This window comes from Desulforamulus aeronauticus DSM 10349 (assembly GCF_900142375.1).
Lineage (GTDB): Bacteria > Bacillota > Desulfotomaculia > Desulfotomaculales > Desulfotomaculaceae > Desulfotomaculum > Desulfotomaculum aeronauticum.
Map to the genome: position 1 here is coordinate 34,085 of NZ_FRAR01000011.1, position 23,300 is coordinate 57,384.

Below are 23,300 nucleotides of genomic sequence, written 5' to 3' on the forward strand. Positions count from 1 at the left end.
TGTACGAGATCTTTATTAGGCTGCTTACAATGATGTTGCTTTGATCGAAAACAATCCAATGCAAGGGAGGCGGACTCCGTTGGCCTCCCTTAGATCATCCCGACGGGAGGTAATTAAATGTATCTGAATCGACATGTAAGGCCTTATCCCGAAGGTGGTTGGTTGGTTAAAGATGAGAGTAACGGGCGACCATTTGTAGTGATAGATAAAAAGGGCTATTGACATTGGATAATTTGTTTAAATGCCAAAACCACTTTCCAGCATGATAGTGGTTTTGGCATCTATGCATTTAGGACGCAATTGAAGGGAGTGAAAACTGGCTATGTCAAGAAAAGTAAAACTAGGCGAGATAGCTGGTATATTAAATGGGGTGCCTGATAAGCAACACGAGCCGGTAAACAACACCGGTACGATAACCTATAACTTAATACAACCCAACCATATCGGAGCTTTAAATGATATACAAAACACGATAGAAATACAAAGGCAAACTCCCATTGATGAAAGCTACTTCCTTCGGCAAAATGATATCTTACTGAAGCGTCTGAATCCGGATACTGCCACGCTAATAAAGGGGGATTTATTGAATACAACCTTTTCAAGTAATCTGTTTGTTATTCGTGTCTTGCAAGGCTATTACCCGGCCTATATTGCGTGCCTGTTAGAAAACCAAGGTATTGCTTGGCTAAATGGTAACATTGTGGGTTCGGTTGCGGCAATTAAGTCTATCTCCATAAAAGCATTAGCGGCATTAGATATACCTGTGATAGAGTATAAGAAACAACAGGCAATCGGTCAAATGTGGCTGTTAGCCAAAAGAAGAAAACGGCTGCTGAGTGGTTTGATTGCAGAAGATCAAAGGCTGTTGACCGCAGTAATAAGTAGTATAGCAGCAGGCACTAGGGAGGAAGAATGATGGCGACTACCAGGAAAGACATTGAGGCCGCTCTTTGGAGAGGTGCCAATACATTCAGAGGCACAATTGATGCAGCCAACTATAAGGATTATGTTTTGTCAGTACTTTTTGTGAAATACCTGAGTGATACGTATTCTGAAAATGTTGAAGAGTTGAGAAAAAAATATAATGATCCTGTGCGGTTGCAAAGGGCGATTAAGAGACTTCCTTTTGTTATCAATGAGGAACATATGTTTTGTTGGCTTTATGAAAACAGGTATAAGGAGAATTTGGGTGAACTGATCAATGTCGCTTTACGTGGCATTGAAGATGCCAACCCTTCCCAGTTAGCTGGAGTTTTTCGGAGTGTCGATTTTAACAGCGAAGGGATGTTAGGCAACCACAAACAAAGAAATAGTCGCTTACGGGAACTGCTGGAAGACTTTGAGCCGCTGGATTTGCGTCCTTCTTCCATCGAGCCGGAGGAAGGCAAAGTGGCTGCCGATACGATAGGAGATGCCTATGAATATATGATTGGTGAGTTTGCCAGCCAGGCTGGCAAAAAAGCAGGTGCCTTCTTTACACCTTCCGAAGTTTCGGAGCTGATGGCACGTATTGTTGATCCTAAAATAAGTGACACCATTTATGATCCCACTTGCGGCTCTGGATCCTTACTGATTAGAACTGGAAAAACAGCTATTAATAAAGAAAATGGCTTGATCAAAAATCTTGCCTTATATGGTCAAGAAATGAATGGTTCTTCTTGGTCTATGGCCAGGATGAATATGTTTATCCAGAATATTTTAGATGCCAAAATTGCCTGGGGTGATACGCTAGCTAACCCCATGCACTTAGATGCCGATGGCAACCTGATGCAATTTGATGTCATTGTGGCCAATATGCCTTTTTCTCAGGATAAATGGGCTGCCGGTTTTAATACCGGTGGTGATATGACCGGCAAAGGCAAAGAATTCAAAATGGAAGCTTCACTGGATCGATTTCACCGCTTTGATTCGGGCGTACCCCCTGCCAGTAAAGGGGATTGGGCATTTTTGTTGCACATGATAGCCAGTATCAAAAGCGGCGGTAGAATTGCAGCCGTTGTTCCCCATGGTGTTTTATTTAGAGGGGCCTCCGAAGGCAGGATAAGACAATCTGTTATCGAAAAGAACCTGCTGGACGCGGTTATTGGGTTGCCGGCCAACTTGTTTTACGGAACGGGTATTCCTGCCTGCATTTTGGTATTTAAGAAAAATCGCAATCGCAATGATATACTTTTCATTGATGCTTCCGGCAAGGACGAAAACGGCAATTTACGTTATAAAAAGGATAAAAACCAAAACCGTCTGGAGCCAAAGCATATTGAGGATATTGTAAGTGCTTATAAAAACAGGGCAGATATTGACAAATTTGCCCACGTGGCAACGGTTGAGGAGATAAAAGACAACGGGTATAACCTAAACATCCCCCGTTATGTTGATTCTTTTGAAGAAGAAGCATTGGTGGATATTACAGAGGTAAAAACCAATATCGCCAATATCCAACAAGAACTTGCCGAGGTTGAAGCACAAATGGCTAAGTATCTTAAGGAGTTGGGATTATAACTTGCTATTGGTCCCCATACGCAAAGATAGGATAGCTTAAAAAAGAAGTTAATGCAGAAACTTTCTAAGTAAATGTAGGTGAAACCATTGAAGCATGAAATAAAGCAACGCATTGAGCAAATACGGAGGGGCATTGTGCCCGAGGGATATAAAAAGACTCAAATTGGGATTGTGCCAAAAGAGTGGAATCAAGATAAGTTTGCAAACTTATTTAGCCCGACGATTGAGTTTACAGATGATACAAAAATGTACCCTTTGCATAGTCTGACGATAGAAAAAGGCGTTATTCCCAAAAGCGAAAGATATGAAAGAGAGTATTTAATACAAAAAACGGAAGATACCTATAAAGTTGTTAGGGAAGATCAATTTGTGTATAATCCGATGAACCTGCGATTTGGTGCTGTAGCCAGATATAAAGCAGAGTCTCCGATTTCCGTTTCCGGGTATTATGATGTATTTTCCTGTAAAGATAAACACATTGCTTTTATGGAGTTTTTTCTTAAAAGTAATAGACTAATCAACTTTTATAATAGAATGGCAACCGGCAGTCTTATTGAAAAACAGCGAGTCCATTTTTCGCAGTTCCTGGATTTTGAATTACCGTTGCCTTCTATCAATGAATGCGAAAAGATTGCCGAAATTCTTTTAACCTGGGATAAGGGTATTGAATTAAGAGAACGCCTGATAGAGGAGAAAAGACGGCAGAAAAAATATCTGCTGCAGAAATTGCTTACAGGTGAAAAGCGTATTCCCGGCTTCCGTGATAAGTGGCGAAAGGTAAGGCTGGGGGAGGTTTGCAAAAAAGTTTTTGGCGGCGGAACACCGTCGAGAAATAGTAGTCATTATTACCAGGGAAATATTCCCTGGGTTACCGTGAAAGACTTGGACGGAGCAAAGAAAAAATACGACTCTCTAGAACATATTAGTGAAGAAGCCGTTCGGAAAAGTGCTTCAAAAATCATACCAAAAGGGAATCTAATCGTTTCAACCAGGATGGGTTTAGGACGAGGCTTTATTAATATGGTTGATATGGCAATTAATCAGGATATGAAAGGACTCATACTTGATGATCAGCTAGTCTTCCCAGAGTTCTTATATTATTGTTTTATTGAATCGGGCCGCAATTTAGAAAGGCTCGGGAATGGCTCTACAGTGAAAGGAATCGATTTGCAAACCCTGCTTAAAGTGATAATTCATCTTCCCACCCTCCCTGAGCAAATTGCCATTGCTGAAATTTTATCAGTTGCAGATCGTGAAATTGAACTTTTAGAGAATAAATTTGTACAAATCCAACGACAAAAGGAAGCTCTGATGCAACTCCTACTGACAGGTATCGTGAGAGTGAATGTTCAGGAGGTGTTCCAGTGCCCAACCATATTATATGCAACGAACGCCCGGAGAGTCAGAACAGAGCGATAAAAGTATTAGAGGGATTAGGCTACCAATACATACCCCGTTCCCAGGCGGAACTCTTACGGGGAAGGCTTTCTACGGTGTTATTTCCAGAGGTTTTGCGTGAGTTTTTGCATCGCCAATCCTTTGTATATCGAGGTAAGCAAACACCCTTTTCTGATCGTTCGGTGGGTAAGGCGATTAATGATATAGATGTCCCCCTTGTTTCTGGTTTGATGTCCGCTAGCAAAGCGATCTATAATATGCTCCTGGCGGGCAACAGCTATGAAGAGGAATTATTTGATGGTGGTCATCAGTCCTTCGACTTAAAATATATAGACTGGGAACACCCGGAAAATAATATTTGGCAGGTAACAGATGAATTTTCGGTAGAACGCCCGAACGGCAAGTACGCGCGACCGGATATTGTGTTGCTCATTAATGGCATCCCGCTGGTGGTCATTGAGTGTAAAAAATCCAGCAAGGATATAGAGGAAGGCATTGCCCAAAATATACGCAATTGGCAACCAGACTATATCCCCCATCTTTTTAAATACGCTCAAATTGTTATGGCCATGAACTCCCACACCGTTAAATACGGTACCTGCGGTACACTTGCCGAGTATTTTACGACATGGCGGGAAAAAGATTATCAATGGCAACAGGAAAAGTGCAGTAATGTTAGTCCAGACGGGCAAATTTTGGAATTGGATAAAGTGATGGTATCTTTGCTCTCCAAAGAACGGCTATTGGAATTGATTCGCTATTTTATCCTCTACGATAACAATGTTAAGAAAATTGTCCGTTACCATCAGTTTTTTGGCATCCAGGAAACCATGAAACGCATCAAAGGTAAAGATAGTAAGGGTACCAGAAGTGGTGTGATTTGGCACACCCAAGGTAGTGGGAAGTCTCTTACTATGGTTATGCTAGTCAAAAAAATCCTGGCTGATCCCGATATTAAAAATCCCCGTTTTGTGCTTGTTAATGATCGCATTAATCTGGACAAACAACTGCGAGATAATTTTACCAAAACGCAGCTTAGCCCAGCCAGAGCCAAAACCGGCAAAGGTCTAATTAGCCTCTTAAATGATAAAGGTGAGACGATCATTACAACCCTGGTACATAAATTTGACGCAGCAGCCAAAAACAGGGTTAAGATTAAAGACGATGATATTTTTTTACTGGTGGACGAAAGTCATCGCACCCACTCGGGACAACTCCATAATTTTATGATTGATGTACTGCCCCAGGCGATAAAAATTGGTCTTACCGGAACACCACTACTGAAGAAAGACAAGTTCAATACCTATGCCCAATTTGGACCACTGATTGACAGTTACCCAATTGAGAGAGCTGTAGAAGATGGTGTCATTGCCCCCCTTGTCTATGAGGGCAGGGTTATTCCACAAAATGTACCCAGCGAAAAGATCGATGAGTATTTTAAATACATTATCGCCCCGTTAAATCATGAGCAGCAAGAAGATATGAAGCGTAAATGGAGCCGTTTTTTGCCCTTGGCCCAGACTCGAGAGCGCCTAGATATGGTGGCCTTTGATATTCACGAGCACTTTATCAGTTATGCCAAGCCAAAGGGTTTTAAGGCGATGGTCGCAGCATCATCCAGACCGGCAGCTATTGACCTACATAAAGCTATAAAAAAACTGGGTGGAGTTAAAACAGCGGTGGTAATATCACCGGAGCATATTAAAGAAGGAGATGAACTCACCCGCGAAAATAAAGAACAGATCAAAGCATTTTTCAAGGAAGAGGTGGAGCCTCTCTTTGGCAATAATTTTGAGGAATATCAGGATTGGGCCAAAAATAGCTTTATTGGTGGCCAAGACGTAGATATTTTGATTGTTAAAGACATGCTGCTAACCGGCTTTGATGCGCCGTTGGCTGCTGTGCTGTATGTAGATAAACCCATGCGGGAACATTCTCTGTTACAGGCGGTTGCCCGAGTCAATCGAGTGTATCCTGGTAAAGATTTCGGGTTAATTGTGGATTACTGGGGAATTTTTAGCAAGCTTAACTCGGCTATGGATATGTATTCAGATGAGAAATCCGGTATGTGTGGATATGAGCAGAGCGATATAAAAAATGCTATTCTGGGAGCTGACGATCAAAAGGTTAAACTGGAACAGGCCCATCGGCAGTTATGGGAAGTATTTGCCACAAAAGAGGTAACTTGCAACAGTTCCGAGGGTTGGCAAGAGGCCTTGGCGGAGGACGATTTAAGAAAGATGTTTTATGAAAGGCTGTCTATCTATTCGCGCTTATTGGATTTGGCAATGGCAAGCTACGCTTTATATAGTGCTATTGGCTATGACCAAATTGAGAAATACAAGCAAGATTTACTGTGTTTTCAAAAACTTCGCGGGGCAGTACTGCTCCGGTATAATGAAAAAGTGGATTTTAATAAATATGAAGATGGTATTCGGAGTTTACTGAATAACTTTGTACTCTCTGAACCAAGCCAAATTATTGTTGAACCGGTGTCTATCCACGATACCGAAGGAATGAAAGAACAGCTTGAAAGACTGACCAGCAAGGCCGCCAAAGGGGATGCCATTCGAACTCGCATGGCCGGAGAGCTAGAAACCTATCGCTATGACGACCCGTTATTATTTAAGAAGTTCTCCGAGCAGGTTAGAGAAACCCTGTCAGAATACAAGGAATCAAGGAACGATGACGCTTATCTCTTTAAAATGGAGAGATTGGCGGATGATTTCAAACAAGGTTACTCCGGGCTTCACTATCCTGCCTGTATAGACCATGACAGTGATGCAAAAGCTTTTTATGGGACGATTCAAGGGATTGTTGCCGAAGTGATTAAAGAGGTGCCCTCGGCAATGGATGAGGCGATCGCTCAATTGGCCATAGCGGTTAAAATGGTTATTGCCAGTCGGGCTAAGGTAGAATGGCGCTATAATGTTGCGGTGCACAATGATATGGAACAAGCTCTCGACGACCTGATTTGGGATTTTTGCGAAGAATATCAAATAAAAATGCCCGTTGAGAAAATTGATTTGATCTTGGAAGGGCTGATGAAAACTGCTGTAAGCAGATATTAAGCTATGGATATAAAAAAACTATCTTTAACAAAACCTTGGGGTGTTGTTGAAGTTGCCATTGAACGTAAAAAAGTAAAAAAAGTACGACTTAGAGTATTTCCCAACCGCGTTATTAAACTATCGGTACCGTTAGGAGTATCGGATGAATGGATTGATCGTTATCTCATCAGCAAAACAAAGTGGGTTGAAAAGTCCTTGTATGACTTTAAAAGTACCGAGGCCAGTGAATTAGCACCAAGAATTGACAGCGGAGTATCTACCTGGATTTTGGGCAGACAAATTAGAATCATTGTCAAACAAGCCCAATTTTATAAAATAGAACAAAAAGAAGAGACTGTTTGGATACAATCTCCGGCCATTGGAGATAAGCAAGCACTACAAAAACAGTTTGAGCGTTGGTGTCAAAAACAGTGTAAACGATATTTTCAGGCGACTGTTGATAGGCTTTACCCGATTATTGCTAAACATGGTATTGATAAACCGACTCTCCAGGTTAGAAAAATGAAAACCCTCTGGGGTAGCTGCTCTGGTAGGCACAGTAAAATAAATCTAAATTATTATTTATACAAGGCACCACCGTTCTGTATCGATTATGTTGTTTTACATGAACTAACGCACTTTCTTTTCCCTAAACACAATCAGGATTTCTACGAATTTTTGACAGTGCATATGCCGGATTGGCAGGAACGTAAAAGAATTCTGGATTACGAGATTGTGAAAGGCCTGGAGTATTGATGAAAGTTGATATGCTCACGGTTTAAGGTGAGGGTTTTAATAATTGTATGAAAAATAATATTGGAAATGTAACGGGCTTTTACCTACCAGGTAAAAGCCCGTTACTAATTTAGAGACGTTTAGTGGTATGGGAAAATAGTTGTGGTTATGACCAGGATTTGTAAAAGAGGATCTCCCCTGTGTTGTGGGTTTTATCATGTTATTTTACAAAAAATGATAATATACTACATTTTTCTGTAGAACTTCCCTGGCATGATTGATTAAGGGGGGTGGTTACTAAAAATAGGTCATAACTTTACGCCAAGACTACATTTTTGTTAAGGGGGAGGTGAATTCATGGACAAAACTACGCTCTTGAGACAGTTAGAAGACACCAATGGTAGAATTATGGGTTATGCAAGGCTGATTACAAAGAAAACAGATAATAAAGAGATATGGGAACTAGCTTTGCAGATTCTTTCTGAAGCGAAAGAGTTAAGAAAACTGATGGACAAAATATAACGTGATTTATCATGAAGCTACTTAATGTAGCGTTAGCAAACCGTGTAGCGGGCACTCTCCCTGCCGCACGGTTTCTTTTAGTAACCGAGTCTTGTTTTGTCAAGGGGTAATATCTATGATATAATATGGCTTTGTGAGTCAAGAATATAAATGAAAGATGGTAGGTAAAGAATGCTTAGTACGAATCGTCTAACTCTACGCTTTGGTAAAAGGGCCCTATTTGAGGATGTAAATATAAAATTCACTCCGGGAAATTGTTATGGTTTAATCGGGGCTAATGGAGCAGGTAAATCTACCTTTTTAAAAATTCTCAACGGGGAAATTGAACCCAGTGCTGGTGAAGTTATGGTAACCCCAGGTGAACGGATTGCGGTCTTAAAGCAAGACCACTTTGAATTTGATGAGTTTGAAGTGCTTAAAGTTGTTATTATGGGGCATGCCAGGCTTTATGCCATTATGGAGGAAAAAGACGAACTTTACGCTAAGGCGGATTTTTCTGAGGCGGATGGCATTAGGGCTTCTGAATTGGAGTGCGAATTTGCGGAATTGAACGGTTGGGACGCCGAGATTGAGGCAGCCCGTCTATTAAACGGACTGGGGATTAATGGAGCTCTGCACAATAAGAAAATGAAAGAGCTGGGTGGCTTGGAAAAGGTAAAGGTTCTATTGGCCAGGGCTTTATTTGGCAATCCCGACATCTTATTGTTAGACGAACCGACCAACCACCTGGACTTAGAAGCCATTAATTGGCTAGAAGATTTCCTTTATAATTTTGATAATACTGTGATTGTGGTTTCCCACGATCGACATTTTTTAAATAAAGTGTGTACCCATATTGCGGATATAGACTTTGGTAATATTAAATTGTATGTGGGTAACTACGACTTTTGGTTCGAATCCAGTCAGTTGGCGTTACAGCTGGCCAAAGACGCTAACAAGAAAAAGGAAGAGAAAATTAAGGATCTGCAGAGGTTTATTGAAAGATTTAGTTCCAACGCATCCAAGGCAAAACAAGCTACCTCCCGGAAAAAGCAACTGGAAAAACTTACGCTGGACGATATCAAGCCCTCTTCCCGTAAATATCCGTATATCGATTTTAAACCGGAACGGGAAGCGGGGGATCAACTGCTAAACGTAGAAGATCTGAATATCAACATAGATGGGGAGCAAATTTTACAAGATGTAAGTTTTACTGTTAACAAAGGGGATAAAATTGCCTTTGTGGGTCCCGATGGTATAGCGAAAACCACGTTGTTTAAGATACTAATGGGAGAGTTGGCAGCAGATAGTGGTACCTATAAATGGGGTGTTTCCACCACCCAAGCCTATTTCCCCAAGGATAACTCAGACTATTTTAATGTAGACTTAAATCTAGTGGATTGGTTACGGCAATACTCCAAGGACCAGGAAGAAAGCTTTGTTAGGGGTTTTCTTGGCAGAATGCTTTTTTCCGGGGAAGAAACACAAAAAAGTGCGCAGGTACTCTCCGGGGGAGAAAAGGTAAGATGTATGCTAGCCAGGACGATGCTCAACGGTGCTAATGTTTTGGTCTTAGATGAACCGACCAACCACCTGGATTTGGAATCCATTACCGCGCTCAACAACGGACTGATAAAATTTGACGGAACCCTGTTGTTTGTATCTCAGGATCATCAATTTGTCCAGACCATTGCCACACGGATTATTGAGATAACACCCAATGGGCTGGTGGATCGACAAATGACCTACGATGAATACTTGGAAATGAAGCAGAAAGAAACTCGGTAGAGGATAGAACGGGAGTGGAGCAAAATTATTTTTTGCTCCACTCCCCTTGTTTTGTAGTAGGGGCGAACTTCGTTCGTCCGAATGAACTACCTACGGGCTACCGTGCTGTATCAAAATAGGGGAAGTCCTGAGATTAGTAGCTGTATTTACCCTATAGTAGAAAAATCAGATATGATATAATGACTGCAGTTCAGTGATCTTGAGTAGGAGGTAATCAGCATGCCGAGTAATTTTGATTACCCAGGGAGATACATTGAAGTAGAGGGCTATCAGCTACATTATCTTGATGAAGGTGCCGGGGAGCCGTTGCTGTTTTTGCACGGAAATCCGACCTGGTGCTATATGTATCGTAATGTAATAGGCCAATTATGCCAGCAACATCGGTGTATTGCCCTTGATTTTTTGGGGTTCGGTCTTTCTGAAAAACCAACTCATGCCGACTACAGCCTGCCCAAGCAAGTAACAAGATTAGCCCTATTTATAGAGCAATTGGACTTGCGCAACATTACTTTATGTGTACATGATATTGGGGGTATAGTAGGACTTGCCTGGGCTGCAGAGCACAAAGATGTAGTGAAAAGACTCGTTATTATGAATACCGTTAGTTGTGTCCCGGAAGTTTTGGGCACTCCCCGCTACCTTCCCCCCTGGTCTTACCTTGTTTTATGGCCATTACGGCTGCCTTTGGTTGGAGAAATAATGGTACAGGGGTTAAATTTGCTGCAGAGAGTGGTTATGCCCCTGGCTTTTGGTAATAGGCGTCATTTTAAGCGTGTAGTTCGCCAAGGTTATTACTACCCTTATAGGACCTGGAGCGACCGCTATGCACAGCTTATGACGGTTAGACAAATTCCGATTCTAAAATCTGACCCAGTTTATCAGCTAATTTTAGAAACTGGCAAGAAGCTAAGCGGTTGGCAAGTGCCGACCCAAATTATCTGGGGCCTTCAAGATCCCTCTTCTCCTGCTCACCTGATTCGCAACACCGAACGCATCTTACCAAATCACAAAAAATCTTTATTGCTAGCCAAGGCAGGTCACTTTCTCACCGAGGAACAACCAGAAGAAATTGTTGATAAAATCAGAGAGTTCTTAAATACTTAGATTGAACAAAATAAAAGAGTTATCATTACACCATAAAAAACAGCAGCCGTCAGGTAAACAAGTCCTCTGGGCACCCTGATTTTACTATATTTGTATACCTTGGCAAGGCAGATAAGGCTAAACAACAAACCAGAGGTCAAAACCAATAGCTGTAATAGGCCCGAGAGATCGGTAATAAAAATGCTCTGGCCGATGCTAGTAACCTTCGTTAGTTGGTATAAATGTAGGCTGGTATTGTGATTTAATTGATACGCTAGGTGTCCTCCAGAAATTAATGGAACGAAACTAAAAAGCAGGCGTACGTAGGGAACCAATTTTTTTGTTGGTGGTAACTTGGCCTGCAAACCTAGGCTGACAGAAACAATTATCATGAAAACCAACCAATAACTAAGATTAAATACGAGGTGCCAATTGGCCGGGAAATGCTTCTGAATGATGTTCAGGGTGTTAAATGGAATCAGCATAAAACCAAAGGCGGCGACTACCGGGGCCATGCCCCAGTGAACGTTGGTAAAGGTCCATATTTCTCTGGCTGGCGGACGCAGGCTTAATTTCACGGAGTTATGGGGGCAGTTTAGAAAACAATTGAAGCAAAGCTTACAGTTAATACTATTGTCAATGTACATTACATGTTGTGTCAAAGGGCAGCCAGCTAGACGCCCTCCTTTGTAACAGTTATAGGTCTGACATTTATTTTGACATACCTCCGTGTTGGCCCGGAGTTCAATCGGTGACAAGGTGGAGCAAACGGAAATCACCGCCCCCAGGGGGCACATATATTTACACCAGACCTCACCTTTAAAAAGAACTGCTGTCAAAACAGCTACACTGGTGATAGACAAAAATAATATCCCCGTAAGGAAGGGGGAGGTACGCAGGGCAAAAGTTTCTTCAAACCAAAAAATGATACTATATAAAAAGATTATGATAACAAAATAGTATCTACTAATAAAAGGGGCTGTTTTATTTAGGCAAAACAGTTTTTGACTTAGGGTTGCCAAAAAAGAAAAGGGACAAATGGAGCAGGAAATCCTCCCCAGGAAAATTGAGGTTAAAATAATGACTGGTCCAAAGCAACTCCAAACTAGGGTATTTAGATTCTGTGCAATATCCTCAGGGGCCCAGAAACATCCCGCCATAATCAAGAGAAATAAACAGGTTACCAGGAACTGTACACTTGCCGGCCATGTTCCTGAATAGATCAGCTTTTTGATGGGCTGCCATCTGAAAAGATCATAACCGGGGAGATTCTTATTAATTTCACCGAGAATAATCGCCTCGGAATCAATTCTATTTTGATCTGAAAGGGCTAGGGCCCGATCAATAATTACTTCTAATTCTTTAATATTTCCCTGTCTATAGTCATGGGATAACAGTTTTTCAAAGGCATCGTTTGCTAGAAAAGCCTTCTTTTTTCTGCCGTATTTCTTTTGCTTCGATTCTAGAAAATAAGCGATAAGATCGGGTATATCTCGTTTGCGATTTCTTAAGGGTGCCAGATAAAGGGCATTGATGAACAGGGCCCGACAATCAACCCCGGAAAATCTTTGAACAATGTATTCTTGGGGGTTTTTTAAGGTAGAGGCCAGTATAATACGAACTTCCCTGGAAGTATTTAAAAATTCAATTAACCTGAGAAATGCATTATCCGTAAGTAGCTCAACATCATTTAGCATGAGGGTGCCGCCCCGGGCTAATTCCCAAAAGCTAAACTTTGCGGTTCCATCCTCTGGGGAGGTGCTACCAAATATTTTTTCCGCCGTATCATCTTCCACCATTTCCTCACACTCTACTACAATAAAGGGCCGGTGTTTTCTTGAGCCTTGCCTGTGGATTAGGTTGGCCACTAATATTTTACCGGTTCCTTCCTCCCCTGCAATAAACAACGGCTCCGGGTCACGGGCCCTTTCATCAATTTTGTGGCGTAATGATTTAATAAACGTACTTTTCCCCACTAATTTTTTTAGGGAGTATTTTGACTCGGTGATAAATTTGGCAAGGGCAAGTTCTTTATTTTTTCCCTGAATCATTTCATGATTTACTCTTTTTATCTCTGAAGAAAGAGCAGCTATTACCTTGTTAGTAAGCAGGGGAGTTAGCGTGATTAACTGCAGGAAGTGGTTTTTATCAAACATCAGTAGTTGACTCTTTTTAAGAACAGTAATGGTAATCAAGGATGGTTCCCCGGTTAATAGACAGGTTTCTCCGTAGTAATTGCCAGCTGATAAAAGTTCTAGGGAAACCCTTTCATCAATAGCGAGCTCTGTGGTAAGCTCCAGTTCGCCTGTGCAGACGATAAAAAAATTGTTGATGACCTCCCCTTGACTGACGACTGCCTCATTAGGCCGAAAGGTTCTCATGGTTCCCAGTTGGATAATCTCCTGAAGAGAATCTTGCTGGACTTGCTTAAACAAGGGGTGACTTTGTAAAAGGGTAAAGACTTTATCCTCTGTACAGGGCTGTATGGCTACCATTAACTCACCTCCTTTATCTAGAAGCTAGTGTAGATAAATTACTTTATTTTACACTAATTCTAAAATTGATGTAGCATTATCTAGGTAATTCTTTGCTAGATATCCTTAAAAAGTGAGTTAGATCCAAAGCAATATATAGAAGGCAACTTTGGCGTACGCTAATTTACACGAAGGGCTAACTAAGGTTGAGTTTTCGCTGATGGAATAGCCAGTCACCTGCTGACGGGGGGGTTCTCATCTGAAAGGGGATGTACTGCAACGGAAGTTTCAGTACATCCCCTTAAAAGTTATTATTTTGCCGTACAGCAGCTATCTTTTAATCCGGCAGTTTCACCGTAGGCGCCGAGGAATTCTCACTTACTGCAGCCATTTCCGGTACTGCCGTGGCTTCAACAACATAGGCCACCCGTCCGTAGTCGCTCCAATTTACAGTATAACCGAAGCCCGAAAAGACTGCCCGCAGCGGAATGTAGGTTCTGCCGCCGGTGACCACTGCTTTTGTATCCATGGGCACCTGCTGTCCGTTTACTGTCATATCGCTTTTGCCGATGGTTATTTTTACCACGGTCCCACCCTTGACAGCCGTAACTGTTTTGGCTGCCGTGTCGTAATCCACTTGTACGCCGAGAGCCTCGAGGGGCTTTCTTACAGGTACCAAAGTCCTGCCTGCTCCGTCGATAAAGGGCGTGCCCAGACCGTCCGTTGCGCTGAGCCAAAGGGGTTGTCGGTCAATGATGATAAGAATAGCATCCTTACAAACTGCCGCAAGTCGTTGCTTCGGCCCCGCCTGCTCGGTTATTTTTCTTACCGTTTCTCCGATCATGGAGATGGCACTGGTCCCGTCTTGCGTGTCTTCGTTAATATCGAAGATCATCACTCCACCGGCCTTTCTCATGGCCAGCAGTGTCTTTTCCCGCAGGGTAGGCAGCCCGTTATAATAGGAATCCAACGGCTGGGTTGCTGCATAGTCCCGGTAAGCATTCTCCGGGTCCAGTGCAATCAACTGCTGATACTGCAGCCAGCTGGGACGCGCGTAAAGGGGCATTCCCAGCACGATTTTGTCCGCGGCAAGCCCGCGGTTCAGCCAGTAGTCAATGGACAGATCACCAAAGAAAAGAGGACTGTGGTGCACATCGCTTTGTAAGTCGTAACACATGAGATTAATAAAATCCAGAGCTGCTGCCGCTTTATCTGTGATGGCGGCGATGGCTTCCCAGCCGTTCTGGGGGTCCCGAGTACCGTTTACGGAAGCCGACAATTCCATGCCTTGGGCTGCCAGTTTGGATTTCAGCAGCAACACAGTCTTCTCGTAACTGTCTGCATGTTCATGCTTAGGAGATTCCCAGTCTAGATCAATACCGTCGATATTATATTCTGCCGCAAAATCCGCCAGCCCCTGCGTAAATTTTTCCAGCAGTTCAGGGGAGTTGCCGATCTTTTCAAAGTTGCTAACCACTGGTACGCCCTGATAGGTATAGCCCCCCACGGCAACGAAAATCTTTACGCCCGCCGCGTGGCCCTTTTCCACCAACTCCCGCAGCTTATCTGGTTTTTCTATAGGAATAAAGCTCCCGTCTTCCTGCGGAATTAAAAATCCATAGTTGATGTGGGTGTATACGGGAAGCTGTAGGTTATCCACTGGATTGTCAAACAAATCCCCTGAATAATATCCCACCACTCGAAAGCCGTTATATTTTTCATGGTTGCCATTTGGTTTTACCTGCTGTGCTGTTTGTGCCTGCGCTGGCGTGTTCCCGAAAGCCGTCAAGGGTATGGTTAAAAAAGCAGCCAAAACCAGTGTCAGCACGATGCAACTGTATCTCCTCACATTTTTATCCATTTCAAATCCTCCCTTTCTACTTATAAGAATTAGACTGTTTTCAGCAATGTTTGTTCCTGCTTCTGGAAATTATAAATTTTATAACACCCTGGAGAAACCATATCTTTGAGCAGGGCATAACGGCGATATGTCAGAACATAAAAAAGATTGCAAATCATGGGGCTAAAATAGCCTAGAGATCTACAATCTTTCCGTTTTACCGGCAATTTGGGTTATTTGGATGGATAAATATTAACGATAGATGTCCTCTGCCAGGGGTAAAACCTCCAGGGCGGCTGGGGCACCGCAGGAGGGAATCGCCAACAAAATGGTGCTGACCACTTCGTCCTTGGTGGCTCCCGCCTGTTTAGCAACTTTGATATGCCCATAGACAGCATTCTGATCCTTAAGGGCGACGGCAATGCCAAGGCCAACCAGTGCATTTGTTTTTTGATCTAGGGTGGAGGATTGTAAAATAACATTCCTTACATTGCTGATTGCCGACGCTACCTCCGGTCTATCTCCTTGTAATGTATGGAGCACCATCGCAAGGTCAACCACCGGTGGAACAGTAAGTGGTTTAGAAACTTCGACGTTGGGCTGGGCTGCTAAGGCAGGTGAAGTCATTAGTAATAATAAGAATACCGCACAGATAATAATAGGGTTCTGTTTTATAGAAACCACCTCCTAAGATTCTTTTGATGGAGATATTATACAACGTAAGGCAATATCCTTCTGATGTAGCTATATCTATTTTAAAGATTTTGTTCACTGACAAAAGATGAATTCTGAAATATCTAGGTTCTTGAGTAAACAAAGGGCCGGCTCTTATGGGAGCCGGCCCCTAAAAAATATCCTATTATTTGCTGATTTGATCCCGGTATTGTTTAACTTCTTCCGTTAAAACAAAGTTATTTTTTGCCAGTACTTCTAAGTAAAGACTCAGCATTTTTAAATATTCACTATTGCCAGGATTTTTACTGGCAGCTAGATATATTTCCTTTGCCTTGGGATTTAGGGTATTTGTCTCGTAGCTAAATAGGGGCGTGTTATTGGCACCATAAAGGGTGAAAGTAACATATTTCTGGTAAAGATTTTTTATCTCATTTGCTTTAACAGAGTTCTTGTGGGTGATAAGAAATTTTTCTTGATTTTGTGCTCGCTGCAGAATTTCATCCCAGCCAATAACAAGTGCTGCATCTTTGGCCGGAACTTGTTTCGATTCCACAGCCATGATATGAATATAATCCTGACTATCAGTAGTTACATACGCACTGAATTTTTCATAGAATTGGTAGTCAATAATAGGGAAGAAAGATCCCTCAGCAGTTTCCACTTTATAACCACTGTTGTTAGTTTTATCCAGTAAAGCTTTTAACTCCGGGTCTTTTACTGCTTCTTGCTTGGCGATGGCGGGGTACTCCTCGGCCAGTTTGGTTTGCATAGCATCCGGGCTAAACATAGCCTCGAATTGTGCCAATTGCTCTTTTTGCATCTCCTCAAATTCATTAACCATAGTAGAGGCATCTTCCTTGGCTACCTGGCTGATGTTATTGTTGATGAAATTGGCTATTTCTTCGAGGGTGGCTTCCTGTTGGCTAAGGGATTGAAAGTCTTGCATAATGGTAGTGGCCTTTGACTCTTTATTTTTTTCCGGTTCATCCTGATTTGCTGCTGTACAGCCTAGCGAAGCTACCAGAATGAAACAAAGAGTCAAGAGCAGTAGTTTTTTTAACAGATTTGCTCCTCCTTTTAGTTCTTTATTAAAAGACGCTATTAAAAAGACGCTGATAATTAGAAAACGTTACGATAATTTAGAAGTTTTTTATACCAATTTATAACTTAAAATGAAGATCAAGGAAAATACTGTTGGGTGATTATGAGAAAGCAATGGTGCTTTGGCAGAAATGAAGGTAAAGAAAAAAGCCTGGGGTCTAAAAAATAATTACTTGTCAGTGTATAAAGATTAAAATTTTTATCCATACTAGTAAAGAATTAAGTCTATCTTAATACCAGATTTTTGGAGGTTTGACAATTGCAAACAGGTACAGTAAAATGGTTTAATGCGGAAAAAGGTTATGGCTTCATTGAAACAGAAGAAGGGAACGACGTGTTTGTTCACTTTTCTGCTATCACTGGTGAAGGGTTTAAGTCTCTGGATGAGGGGCAGCGTGTTCAGTTTAGTGTTGTCCAAGGAAACAGGGGGCCCCAAGCAGAGAATGTTGTGAAGTTATAATGTTTAAGAAAACTGCCTCTACGGCGGTTTTCTTTTTTAGCATATCAGAAAATATAAACTTTCTGATATGCCTAAGGGCAAACTAAGCCTCCGCCGGTGTCTCAAGACGTGGCGGAGGCAAGTTTTTCTAATACACGTAATAACGGATATAAAGAGAGGGTACCGATGACTACAGATTTTTTAGGTCTGGGAATACGAAGGAAACTTACCGATATTTTAAGAGCCAATGGAATTTCCCAACCAACGCTCATTCAAGAAAAAACCATCCCATTATTGTTAAACGGCAAGGACGTTATCGCTCAAGCCCAGACAGGTACTGGCAAAACTTTAGCCTTTGTTTTGCCTATTTTGGAAAGAATTAATCCTAATAAGCCCTGTATTCAGGCCTTAATTATTACACCCACCCGGGAGTTGGCACTACAAATTACCACAGAGGTTAAAAAGGTGGCTGCTGCCTTAGGGGTTAATGTGCTGGCATCCTATGGGGGGCAGGATGTGCTTCAACAGGTCCATAAGCTAAAGGGAAACATCCACATTGTTGTGGGTACACCGGGGCGTTTGCTGGATCATTTGGGTCGCAGGACCATCGTGCTAAATGGGGTTTCCATGTTGGTATTGGATGAGGCAGATCAGATGCTTCATATGGGCTTCTTAAAGGATGTGGAACAGATACTTCTCTACACACCTGCCAAGAGGCAGACCATGCTGTTTTCAGCCACAATTCCTCAGCAGATTCGTGCGTTGGCCGGTCAATATATGCGAAAGCCTGTGGATGTAAGGGTACAAAGCAAAAGTGTCACTCTGGATGAAATTAAACAAATTGCGATAGATACCACGGATCGAGCCAAGCAGGATACTCTTTGCAAGCTGTTGGACCAGTTTCGCCCTTATCTAGCCATTGCCTTTTGTCGGACCAAGCGGCGGGCCAGTGCCTTAAATGAGGCTTTAAGGGCTCAGGGCTATGAATCCGATGAATTGCATGGGGATCTGTCTCAGGCCAAGCGTGAGCAAGTAATGCGACGCTTCCGTGAGGCAAAACTACAAGTTTTGGTGGCTACGGATGTGGCTGCCAGGGGTTTGGATGTGGAAGGGGTTACCCATGTCTTTAATTACGACATGCCGCCGGATGTGGAAAGTTATATTCACCGCATCGGTCGTACCGGGCGGGCTGGACAAGTAGGGCTAGCCGTTACTCTGGTAACGCCTCGGGAGCGGGTGGATTTGCACAGAATTGAAAGTGCCATTGGTCAGAGTATCAAAATACGCACCTTGGATGGAGAAAGAAGTGTCAGCTCCGTTGAGAAGAAGACATCTGATAAAAAAAGAATTCCTAAGGGAGCAGTAACTAGTGCCGGTAAGGGAAGCAGACCTGGAGAGGCCGGCAGAGGGAAGCGTCCCCAAAGGCCCCAGGAAACGATGGGTGTAAAGGGTACGGTGAAAAATACCTCTAAAAATACCTCTAAGCAGGTAGGGGCTAAAGGGAAGACTTCCCCTAAACAAGCACCAGCGCGGGAAACCGCTTTACGCGGAGGGAAAAGGGGCGGGAAAAGAACAGCCCCCAGTCGATAACACAGGGCCGGCAGAATTCGCAGTCAAAACCACCAACACGGTGGTTTTTTCTTTGGAGAAGTATTTTTTAAATTCAAAATATTTGCTAACTAATTTGCTTGCGGCATAGGATTTATAAGGTCAGTATGGAATACTTTAGGTAAAATCTATGGAGGTGATACCCATGGAGAATCCGAACCAAGTTGTATTGTTAGAAACCATGCTACTTATTCGTAGGTTTGAAGAGAAGTTGGAGGCACTTAGTAAAGAGCCGGGAAAGCTGCATGGCATGATGATTGTTTGTACCGGCCAGGAGGCAGTGGCGGCGGGTGTCAGTGCAGCCCTGGAACCTCAGGATGTTATTATTAGCAATCACCGCAGTCACGGGCATTTAATCGCCAAGGGGGCAGAAATCAACCTACTCATGGCAGAAATTTATGGCAAGCGCACCGGGTATAACAAGGGAAAGAGTGGCACCTTGCACATCGCAGTTCCGGAGGTTAATGCCCTTTGTACCACCACGGTGGTAGGAGGCGGTATACCCATTGCGGTAGGAACCGCCTTTGCGGCTCAATATGAAAATAAAGATTTTGTTACAGTATGCTATTTTGGTAACGGCGCTGCGGATGAAGGCAGTTTTCACGAGGCCCTTAATTTAGCTGCCCTGTGGAACTTGCCTGTAATCTTTGTTTGTGAAAACAATGTCTACTCCGGAGCTCAGCGGCAAGAAGAACACACTCGGGTAAAGGACCTGGCCGACCGGGCCGCTGCCTATGGCATGGCCTCCCAAATAGTGGATGGCAATGATGTACAAAGGGTGTATGAAGCCACAGCAGAGGCACGGGAAAAGTGTTTGGCCGGGGATGGCCCCATCTTACTAGAATTTAAAACCTACCGCTGGGGTGGTCACAGCACCACAGATCATCAGGTATACCAGCCCAAGGAAGAAATTGAACAGTGGAAACAACGTTGTCCCATAGAAAAATTAAAGAAGGAATTGCTGGGGGCGGGGGTATTAACAGAAGCCACCTGGCAACAGCTAAATGAAGGGGTTATGAAACAAGTTGAGCAGTCCGTGCAGTTTGCCGAGGAAAGTCCCTGGCCGGATGTTACCGAGGCCTTGGAAGACATATTTGCCTAGGTAATTAACGAAAGGGGGAGTTTAGAGTGCAACAGATAACAATGGGTGAAGCTGTTAATCAGGCGTTACGGGAAGAGATGCGCCGGGATGAGCAGGTTTTTGTTGCCGGTGAGGGAATCGGCGTGGGGATTCATAGTAATCCCAAATTTCCCACCTTTGGTCTATTGGAAGAGTTTGGAACCCGCAGGGTAAAGGATACCCCGGTATCCGAGGCCGCTATAGCCGGTCTGGCGGTGGGGGCTTCTGTCATGGGACTGCGCCCGGTGGTGGAAATTATGTTTAATCCCTTTTTCACCATTGCAGCGGACCAAATTGTCAATCATGCTGCCAAACTTCGTTATTTATCCGGCGGCAAGAGCAAGTTCCCCTTGGTAGTACGCATGAAAAGCGGATCGGGAATTGGCGCAGGATGCCAGCACTCGCATAACCTGGAGGCCTGGTTGGCCCATTGTCCCGGTCTTAAAGTAGTTATGCCCGGCACTCCGGCAGATGCCAAGGGTTTGTTAAAGTCAGCCATCCGGGATGATAACCCGGTTATCTTTATCGAAGACATGATTTTATATTTCGTACCCGGTCCTGTACCCGAAGAGGATTATTCCATACCCATCGGGGTAGCCGATGTTAAGAAGCCTGGCGGGGATGTTACCCTGGTGACCTGGTCTAAAATGTTGGGGGCAGCCTTTAAGGCTGCTGCTAAACTGGAACAGGAAGGGATCAGCGTGGAGATTGTGGATCTCAGGACACTGGTACCTTTGGATGAGGAAACCATTTTAAAATCTGTGACCAAAACCGGACGGCTAGTGGTGCTACATGAGGCTACCCGTACCGGTGGCTTTGGTGGAGAAATTGCTGCTGTGGTTGCGGAAAAGGCCTTTGCTCAGCTCAAAGCTCCGATCAAGCGGATTGCGGCCCCGGATATTCCGGTTCCCTACAGCAAACCCTTGGAGGAGTTTTATCTGCCAAACGAAAAAATGATTATAGAAAGTATCAGGGCTATTATGCAAAGTAAAGAGCAGTAGTTCTTAAGAATTAATAAAGTCTATTGATATAAGTAATTGGTAAATGACGTCATTTACCAATTACTTGAAAAACACGATGATATTACATCTTTTCCTGTTCGCCTGCTATGTCCTACAATAATGATAGGTTTTAAAATGACTACGATTAGGAAAATGATTCTATATGTTGGAACAATTGGCTGGCTTAATGCGTCTAGGATGTAAAGGGGGGATGTTCCGTGCAATGCCAGGCTGTTCTAGAAATGTTGTCACCTTACCTGGACGGAGTCCTTGATCCTGCCGAATATACAGCAGTGGAAGAGCATTTAGCTCACTGTTCTTCCTGTAGATTTGAATTGGAAGAACTACGCTCTTGCATGAACCTACTGCAGGAACTTCCTGAACTATCTCCGCCAGCCGGCTTCCGGGCCGGGTTAATGGAAAAAATTGATAGATTACCATCTCCTACCGAAGTGCCAGTGCAAAAAAGCTGGTTTGATCGGGTAACCCAGGTTAGCCGCCACTCTTGGTACCGTACCGCTGCGGTGGCAGCAGTTATGGTGATGGCCTTGGGAGTAACTTCCCTGTGGGAAAAGGACGGCAATCAATTTATTCCTGTACCTAACCAAACCCCGGATGTAGCATCTATTGTACAGCCGAATCCGGATAAGCAGGAAACAGAGGTTAAGGATTCCGAACCATCTGAGACTCCGGTAACTGTACCGGACGACAAGTCCCCAGCCAAGGCTGAACCTAATAAACCTGCCGCAAAGCCTGATGAGAAGCCAGTTAAATCTACAGGGCAGCCCGCTAGGAGCTTTACGGTGGAAAATTATCAACCACAGCCAAGTGAGGGACTGGTAGACCGCAGTGTGCTTCTAAAGGTGGGTGTCCAAGATCCAACTGCAGCCCTACGGGCAGTGAGTTCCATCACCCAAGCTAGCGGTGGGTCTATCGTTGCTCCGTACAGCGAAGCTTCAGGGAAAGTAGTCCTTCGGGTTCCCCTTGATAAGTCCAGAGGAGCAGAAGGGCAGTTAAAAGCTTTGGGGACTGTAGTTACCGACATGCCTACAGACAAAGATTTAAGTGGTCAGCACAAGCAAGCTGTTACGGTATTGGATCGGCTAAAAGAACAAAAGGACCAGTTGGAGAAAAAGCTGGTGGAAAATGCAGAACCAGAAGTGGAAACACAATTGGCGACTGTTAATGCCAGTATAGACCAGCAAATTCAGGTGATTCAACAGTTAGAAAATCTAGGTAAGTATGCAGAGATAGCCATTATTCTCGAATAAGGATTTTTGCCTAAGTTGCCCGCCATATGGTGGGCTTTTTGTTTCTTTAAGCTCAGGGCAGAATCCAGGGTGTAATTACCGATACCTAGCAAAACTACTAACAAGTACAAAAACAAAAATGTTGCTTTTGTTAAAAAATTATTGTAAACTGGCCAAGTGAACAAATCCATCAGGCCATTGGCTGAGAATAAAAAAGATTTGTTTAGGCTTGTCTAAATTGGCTCTTGACTTGGTTGGCAGAAATTAATATAATCTAGGATGTAGCCCGTTAACAAAACTTAATATTTTCTTGGAGAGGTGGCCGAGTCCGGTCGAAGGCGCATGACTGGAAATCATGTAATGGGGCAACTCATTCGCGGGTTCGAATCCCGCCCTCTCCGCCATTATTATGTTTTAGTCTATGACCGTGCTAGACGGGGAGGTAGCGGTGCCCTGTACCAGCAATCCGCTGTAGCTGGGTTGAATTCCCACCCTAGGGTATGACTTGTGAGGACTGGTCATCGTAAGGGACGTTGACGACCGGGTCTTGCGCAGCGTAGGCTCTCGAACCGTGTCAGGTCCTGACGGAAGCAGCACTAAGGGAATCCCTGCGGGTGCCGTGAGGTAGCCTGGTCTGAGTAACCTGCGATGGTTCGCTCGGAAGTCATTATTCGACGGTAGGTGCACGGTCGCTAAATTTATAAAGAGTTAAAGCTGTCTGCGATATGCAGGCGGCTT

The 23,300-nt window shown here is 43.5% G+C and carries 17 protein-coding genes, 1 tRNA gene, 1 other RNA gene and 1 pseudogene; 16 read left to right on the forward strand and 4 right to left on the reverse strand.

The window, feature by feature from the left end; genetic code table 11:
- The first annotated feature begins 117 nt into the window (after window positions 1–117).
- From BUA78_RS19885 to BUA78_RS07235, 9 genes are all read left to right on the forward strand, one after another.
- Window positions 118–222 carry a DUF2188 domain-containing protein gene (locus BUA78_RS19885; protein ID WP_139257285.1) on the forward strand — a complete coding sequence of 35 codons (105 nt, stop codon included), beginning with the start codon at window positions 118–120 and terminating at the stop codon, window positions 220–222.
- Window positions 223–322: 100 nt separating this feature from the next.
- Window positions 323–916 carry a restriction endonuclease subunit S domain-containing protein gene (locus tag BUA78_RS07205; RefSeq protein WP_072912562.1) on the forward strand — a complete coding sequence of 198 codons (594 nt, stop codon included), beginning with the start codon at window positions 323–325 and terminating at the stop codon, window positions 914–916.
- Window positions 916–2,499 carry a type I restriction-modification system subunit M gene (locus tag BUA78_RS07210; RefSeq protein WP_072912565.1) on the forward strand — a complete coding sequence of 528 codons (1,584 nt, stop codon included), beginning with the start codon at window positions 916–918 and terminating at the stop codon, window positions 2,497–2,499. The genes BUA78_RS07205 and BUA78_RS07210 overlap by 1 nt, the downstream gene beginning before the upstream one ends.
- 87 nt (window positions 2,500–2,586) lie before the next feature.
- A complete protein-coding gene (locus BUA78_RS07215; RefSeq protein ID WP_139257286.1) occupies window positions 2,587–3,918 on the forward strand; it encodes a restriction endonuclease subunit S in 1,332 nt (443 codons plus the stop codon).
- A complete protein-coding gene (locus BUA78_RS07220) occupies window positions 3,864–6,968 on the forward strand; it encodes a type I restriction endonuclease subunit R (protein ID WP_072912571.1) in 3,105 nt (1,034 codons plus the stop codon). Before BUA78_RS07215 ends, BUA78_RS07220 begins: the two co-directional genes overlap by 55 nt.
- 3 nt (window positions 6,969–6,971) lie before the next feature.
- On the forward strand, window positions 6,972–7,703 hold the full coding sequence (locus tag BUA78_RS07225; protein WP_072912574.1) for a M48 family metallopeptidase: 732 nt from the start codon (window positions 6,972–6,974) through the stop codon (window positions 7,701–7,703).
- A 336-nt stretch (window positions 7,704–8,039) separates the two neighbouring features.
- Complete coding sequence (locus tag BUA78_RS20180; RefSeq protein WP_175548987.1) at window positions 8,040–8,204, forward strand: hypothetical protein; 165 nt, start codon at window positions 8,040–8,042, stop codon at window positions 8,202–8,204.
- 171 nt (window positions 8,205–8,375) lie between these two features.
- Complete coding sequence (locus tag BUA78_RS07230) at window positions 8,376–9,971, forward strand: ABC-F family ATP-binding cassette domain-containing protein (RefSeq protein ID WP_072912577.1); 1,596 nt, start codon at window positions 8,376–8,378, stop codon at window positions 9,969–9,971.
- A gap of 219 nt (window positions 9,972–10,190) precedes the next feature.
- Complete coding sequence (locus BUA78_RS07235) at window positions 10,191–11,075, forward strand: alpha/beta fold hydrolase (protein ID WP_072912580.1); 885 nt, start codon at window positions 10,191–10,193, stop codon at window positions 11,073–11,075.
- Here BUA78_RS07235 and BUA78_RS07240 read toward each other — a convergent pair.
- The 4 genes from BUA78_RS07240 to BUA78_RS07255 all read right to left on the reverse strand — a co-directional run bounded on the left by BUA78_RS07240 (window position 11,072) and on the right by BUA78_RS07255 (window position 17,085).
- On the reverse strand, window positions 11,072–13,549 hold the full coding sequence (locus BUA78_RS07240) for a cyclic nucleotide-binding domain-containing protein (protein ID WP_072912583.1): 2,478 nt from the start codon (window positions 13,547–13,549) through the stop codon (window positions 11,072–11,074). The two genes, BUA78_RS07235 and BUA78_RS07240, sit on opposite strands and share 4 nt — an antisense overlap.
- 316 nt (window positions 13,550–13,865) lie before the next feature.
- Entirely contained in the window at window positions 13,866–15,389 is a 1,524-nt protein-coding gene (locus tag BUA78_RS07245) for a glycosyl hydrolase family 18 protein (protein ID WP_072912586.1), read from the reverse strand.
- Between the two features lie 231 nt (window positions 15,390–15,620).
- Complete coding sequence (locus tag BUA78_RS07250; protein ID WP_084082341.1) at window positions 15,621–16,052, reverse strand: carboxymuconolactone decarboxylase family protein; 432 nt, start codon at window positions 16,050–16,052, stop codon at window positions 15,621–15,623.
- Window positions 16,053–16,227: 175 nt separating this feature from the next.
- Window positions 16,228–17,085, reverse strand: coding sequence for a hypothetical protein (locus BUA78_RS07255; protein WP_072912589.1), 858 nt, complete (start codon window positions 17,083–17,085; stop codon window positions 16,228–16,230).
- A 318-nt stretch (window positions 17,086–17,403) separates the two neighbouring features.
- Here BUA78_RS07255 and BUA78_RS07260 point away from each other — a divergent pair, with 318 nt between their 5' ends.
- The 7 genes and pseudogenes from BUA78_RS07260 (at window position 17,404) to ffs (ending at window position 23,251) form a co-directional block, all read left to right on the forward strand.
- The gene (locus tag BUA78_RS07260) at window positions 17,404–17,604 is read left to right on the forward strand and encodes a cold-shock protein (RefSeq protein ID WP_072912592.1); all 201 of its coding nucleotides are present in this window, start codon (window positions 17,404–17,406) and stop codon (window positions 17,602–17,604) included.
- Between the two features lie 165 nt (window positions 17,605–17,769).
- Window positions 17,770–18,888, forward strand: a pseudogene (locus BUA78_RS07265) (DEAD/DEAH box helicase); the annotation flags it as partial.
- A gap of 448 nt (window positions 18,889–19,336) precedes the next feature.
- Window positions 19,337–20,293 (forward strand): thiamine pyrophosphate-dependent dehydrogenase E1 component subunit alpha, encoded by a 957-nt coding sequence (locus BUA78_RS07270; protein ID WP_072912598.1) that lies wholly within the window; start codon window positions 19,337–19,339, stop codon window positions 20,291–20,293.
- A gap of 26 nt (window positions 20,294–20,319) precedes the next feature.
- Window positions 20,320–21,312 (forward strand): alpha-ketoacid dehydrogenase subunit beta, encoded by a 993-nt coding sequence (locus BUA78_RS07275; RefSeq protein ID WP_072912601.1) that lies wholly within the window; start codon window positions 20,320–20,322, stop codon window positions 21,310–21,312.
- A 218-nt stretch (window positions 21,313–21,530) separates the two neighbouring features.
- On the forward strand, window positions 21,531–22,583 hold the full coding sequence (locus BUA78_RS07280) for a zf-HC2 domain-containing protein (RefSeq protein ID WP_072912602.1): 1,053 nt from the start codon (window positions 21,531–21,533) through the stop codon (window positions 22,581–22,583).
- 291 nt (window positions 22,584–22,874) lie between these two features.
- Window positions 22,875–22,966, forward strand: a tRNA-Ser gene (locus tag BUA78_RS07285).
- A 21-nt stretch (window positions 22,967–22,987) separates the two neighbouring features.
- Window positions 22,988–23,251, forward strand: an RNA gene (ffs, locus tag BUA78_RS07290) — signal recognition particle sRNA large type.
- The last annotated feature ends 49 nt before the right edge of the window (window positions 23,252–23,300 follow it).

Bases quoted from the DNA above. Each gene is read 5' to 3' on its own strand.
- BUA78_RS07230 (WP_072912577.1), top strand. From the start codon at position 8,376: ATGCTTAGTACGAATCGTCTAACTCTACGCTTTGGTAAAAGGGCCCTA.
- BUA78_RS07210 (WP_072912565.1), top strand. From the start codon at position 916: ATGGCGACTACCAGGAAAGACATTGAGGCCGCTCTTTGGAGAGGTGCC.
- BUA78_RS07225 (WP_072912574.1), top strand. From the start codon at position 6,972: ATGGATATAAAAAAACTATCTTTAACAAAACCTTGGGGTGTTGTTGAA.
- BUA78_RS07245 (WP_072912586.1), bottom strand. From the start codon at position 15,389: ATGGATAAAAATGTGAGGAGATACAGTTGCATCGTGCTGACACTGGTT.
- BUA78_RS07270 (WP_072912598.1), top strand. From the start codon at position 19,337: ATGGAGAATCCGAACCAAGTTGTATTGTTAGAAACCATGCTACTTATT.
- BUA78_RS07205 (WP_072912562.1), top strand. From the start codon at position 323: ATGTCAAGAAAAGTAAAACTAGGCGAGATAGCTGGTATATTAAATGGG.
- BUA78_RS19885 (WP_139257285.1), top strand. From the start codon at position 118: ATGTATCTGAATCGACATGTAAGGCCTTATCCCGAAGGTGGTTGGTTG.
- BUA78_RS07235 (WP_072912580.1), top strand. From the start codon at position 10,191: ATGCCGAGTAATTTTGATTACCCAGGGAGATACATTGAAGTAGAGGGC.
- BUA78_RS07240 (WP_072912583.1), bottom strand. From the start codon at position 13,549: ATGGTAGCCATACAGCCCTGTACAGAGGATAAAGTCTTTACCCTTTTA.
- BUA78_RS20180 (WP_175548987.1), top strand. From the start codon at position 8,040: ATGGACAAAACTACGCTCTTGAGACAGTTAGAAGACACCAATGGTAGA.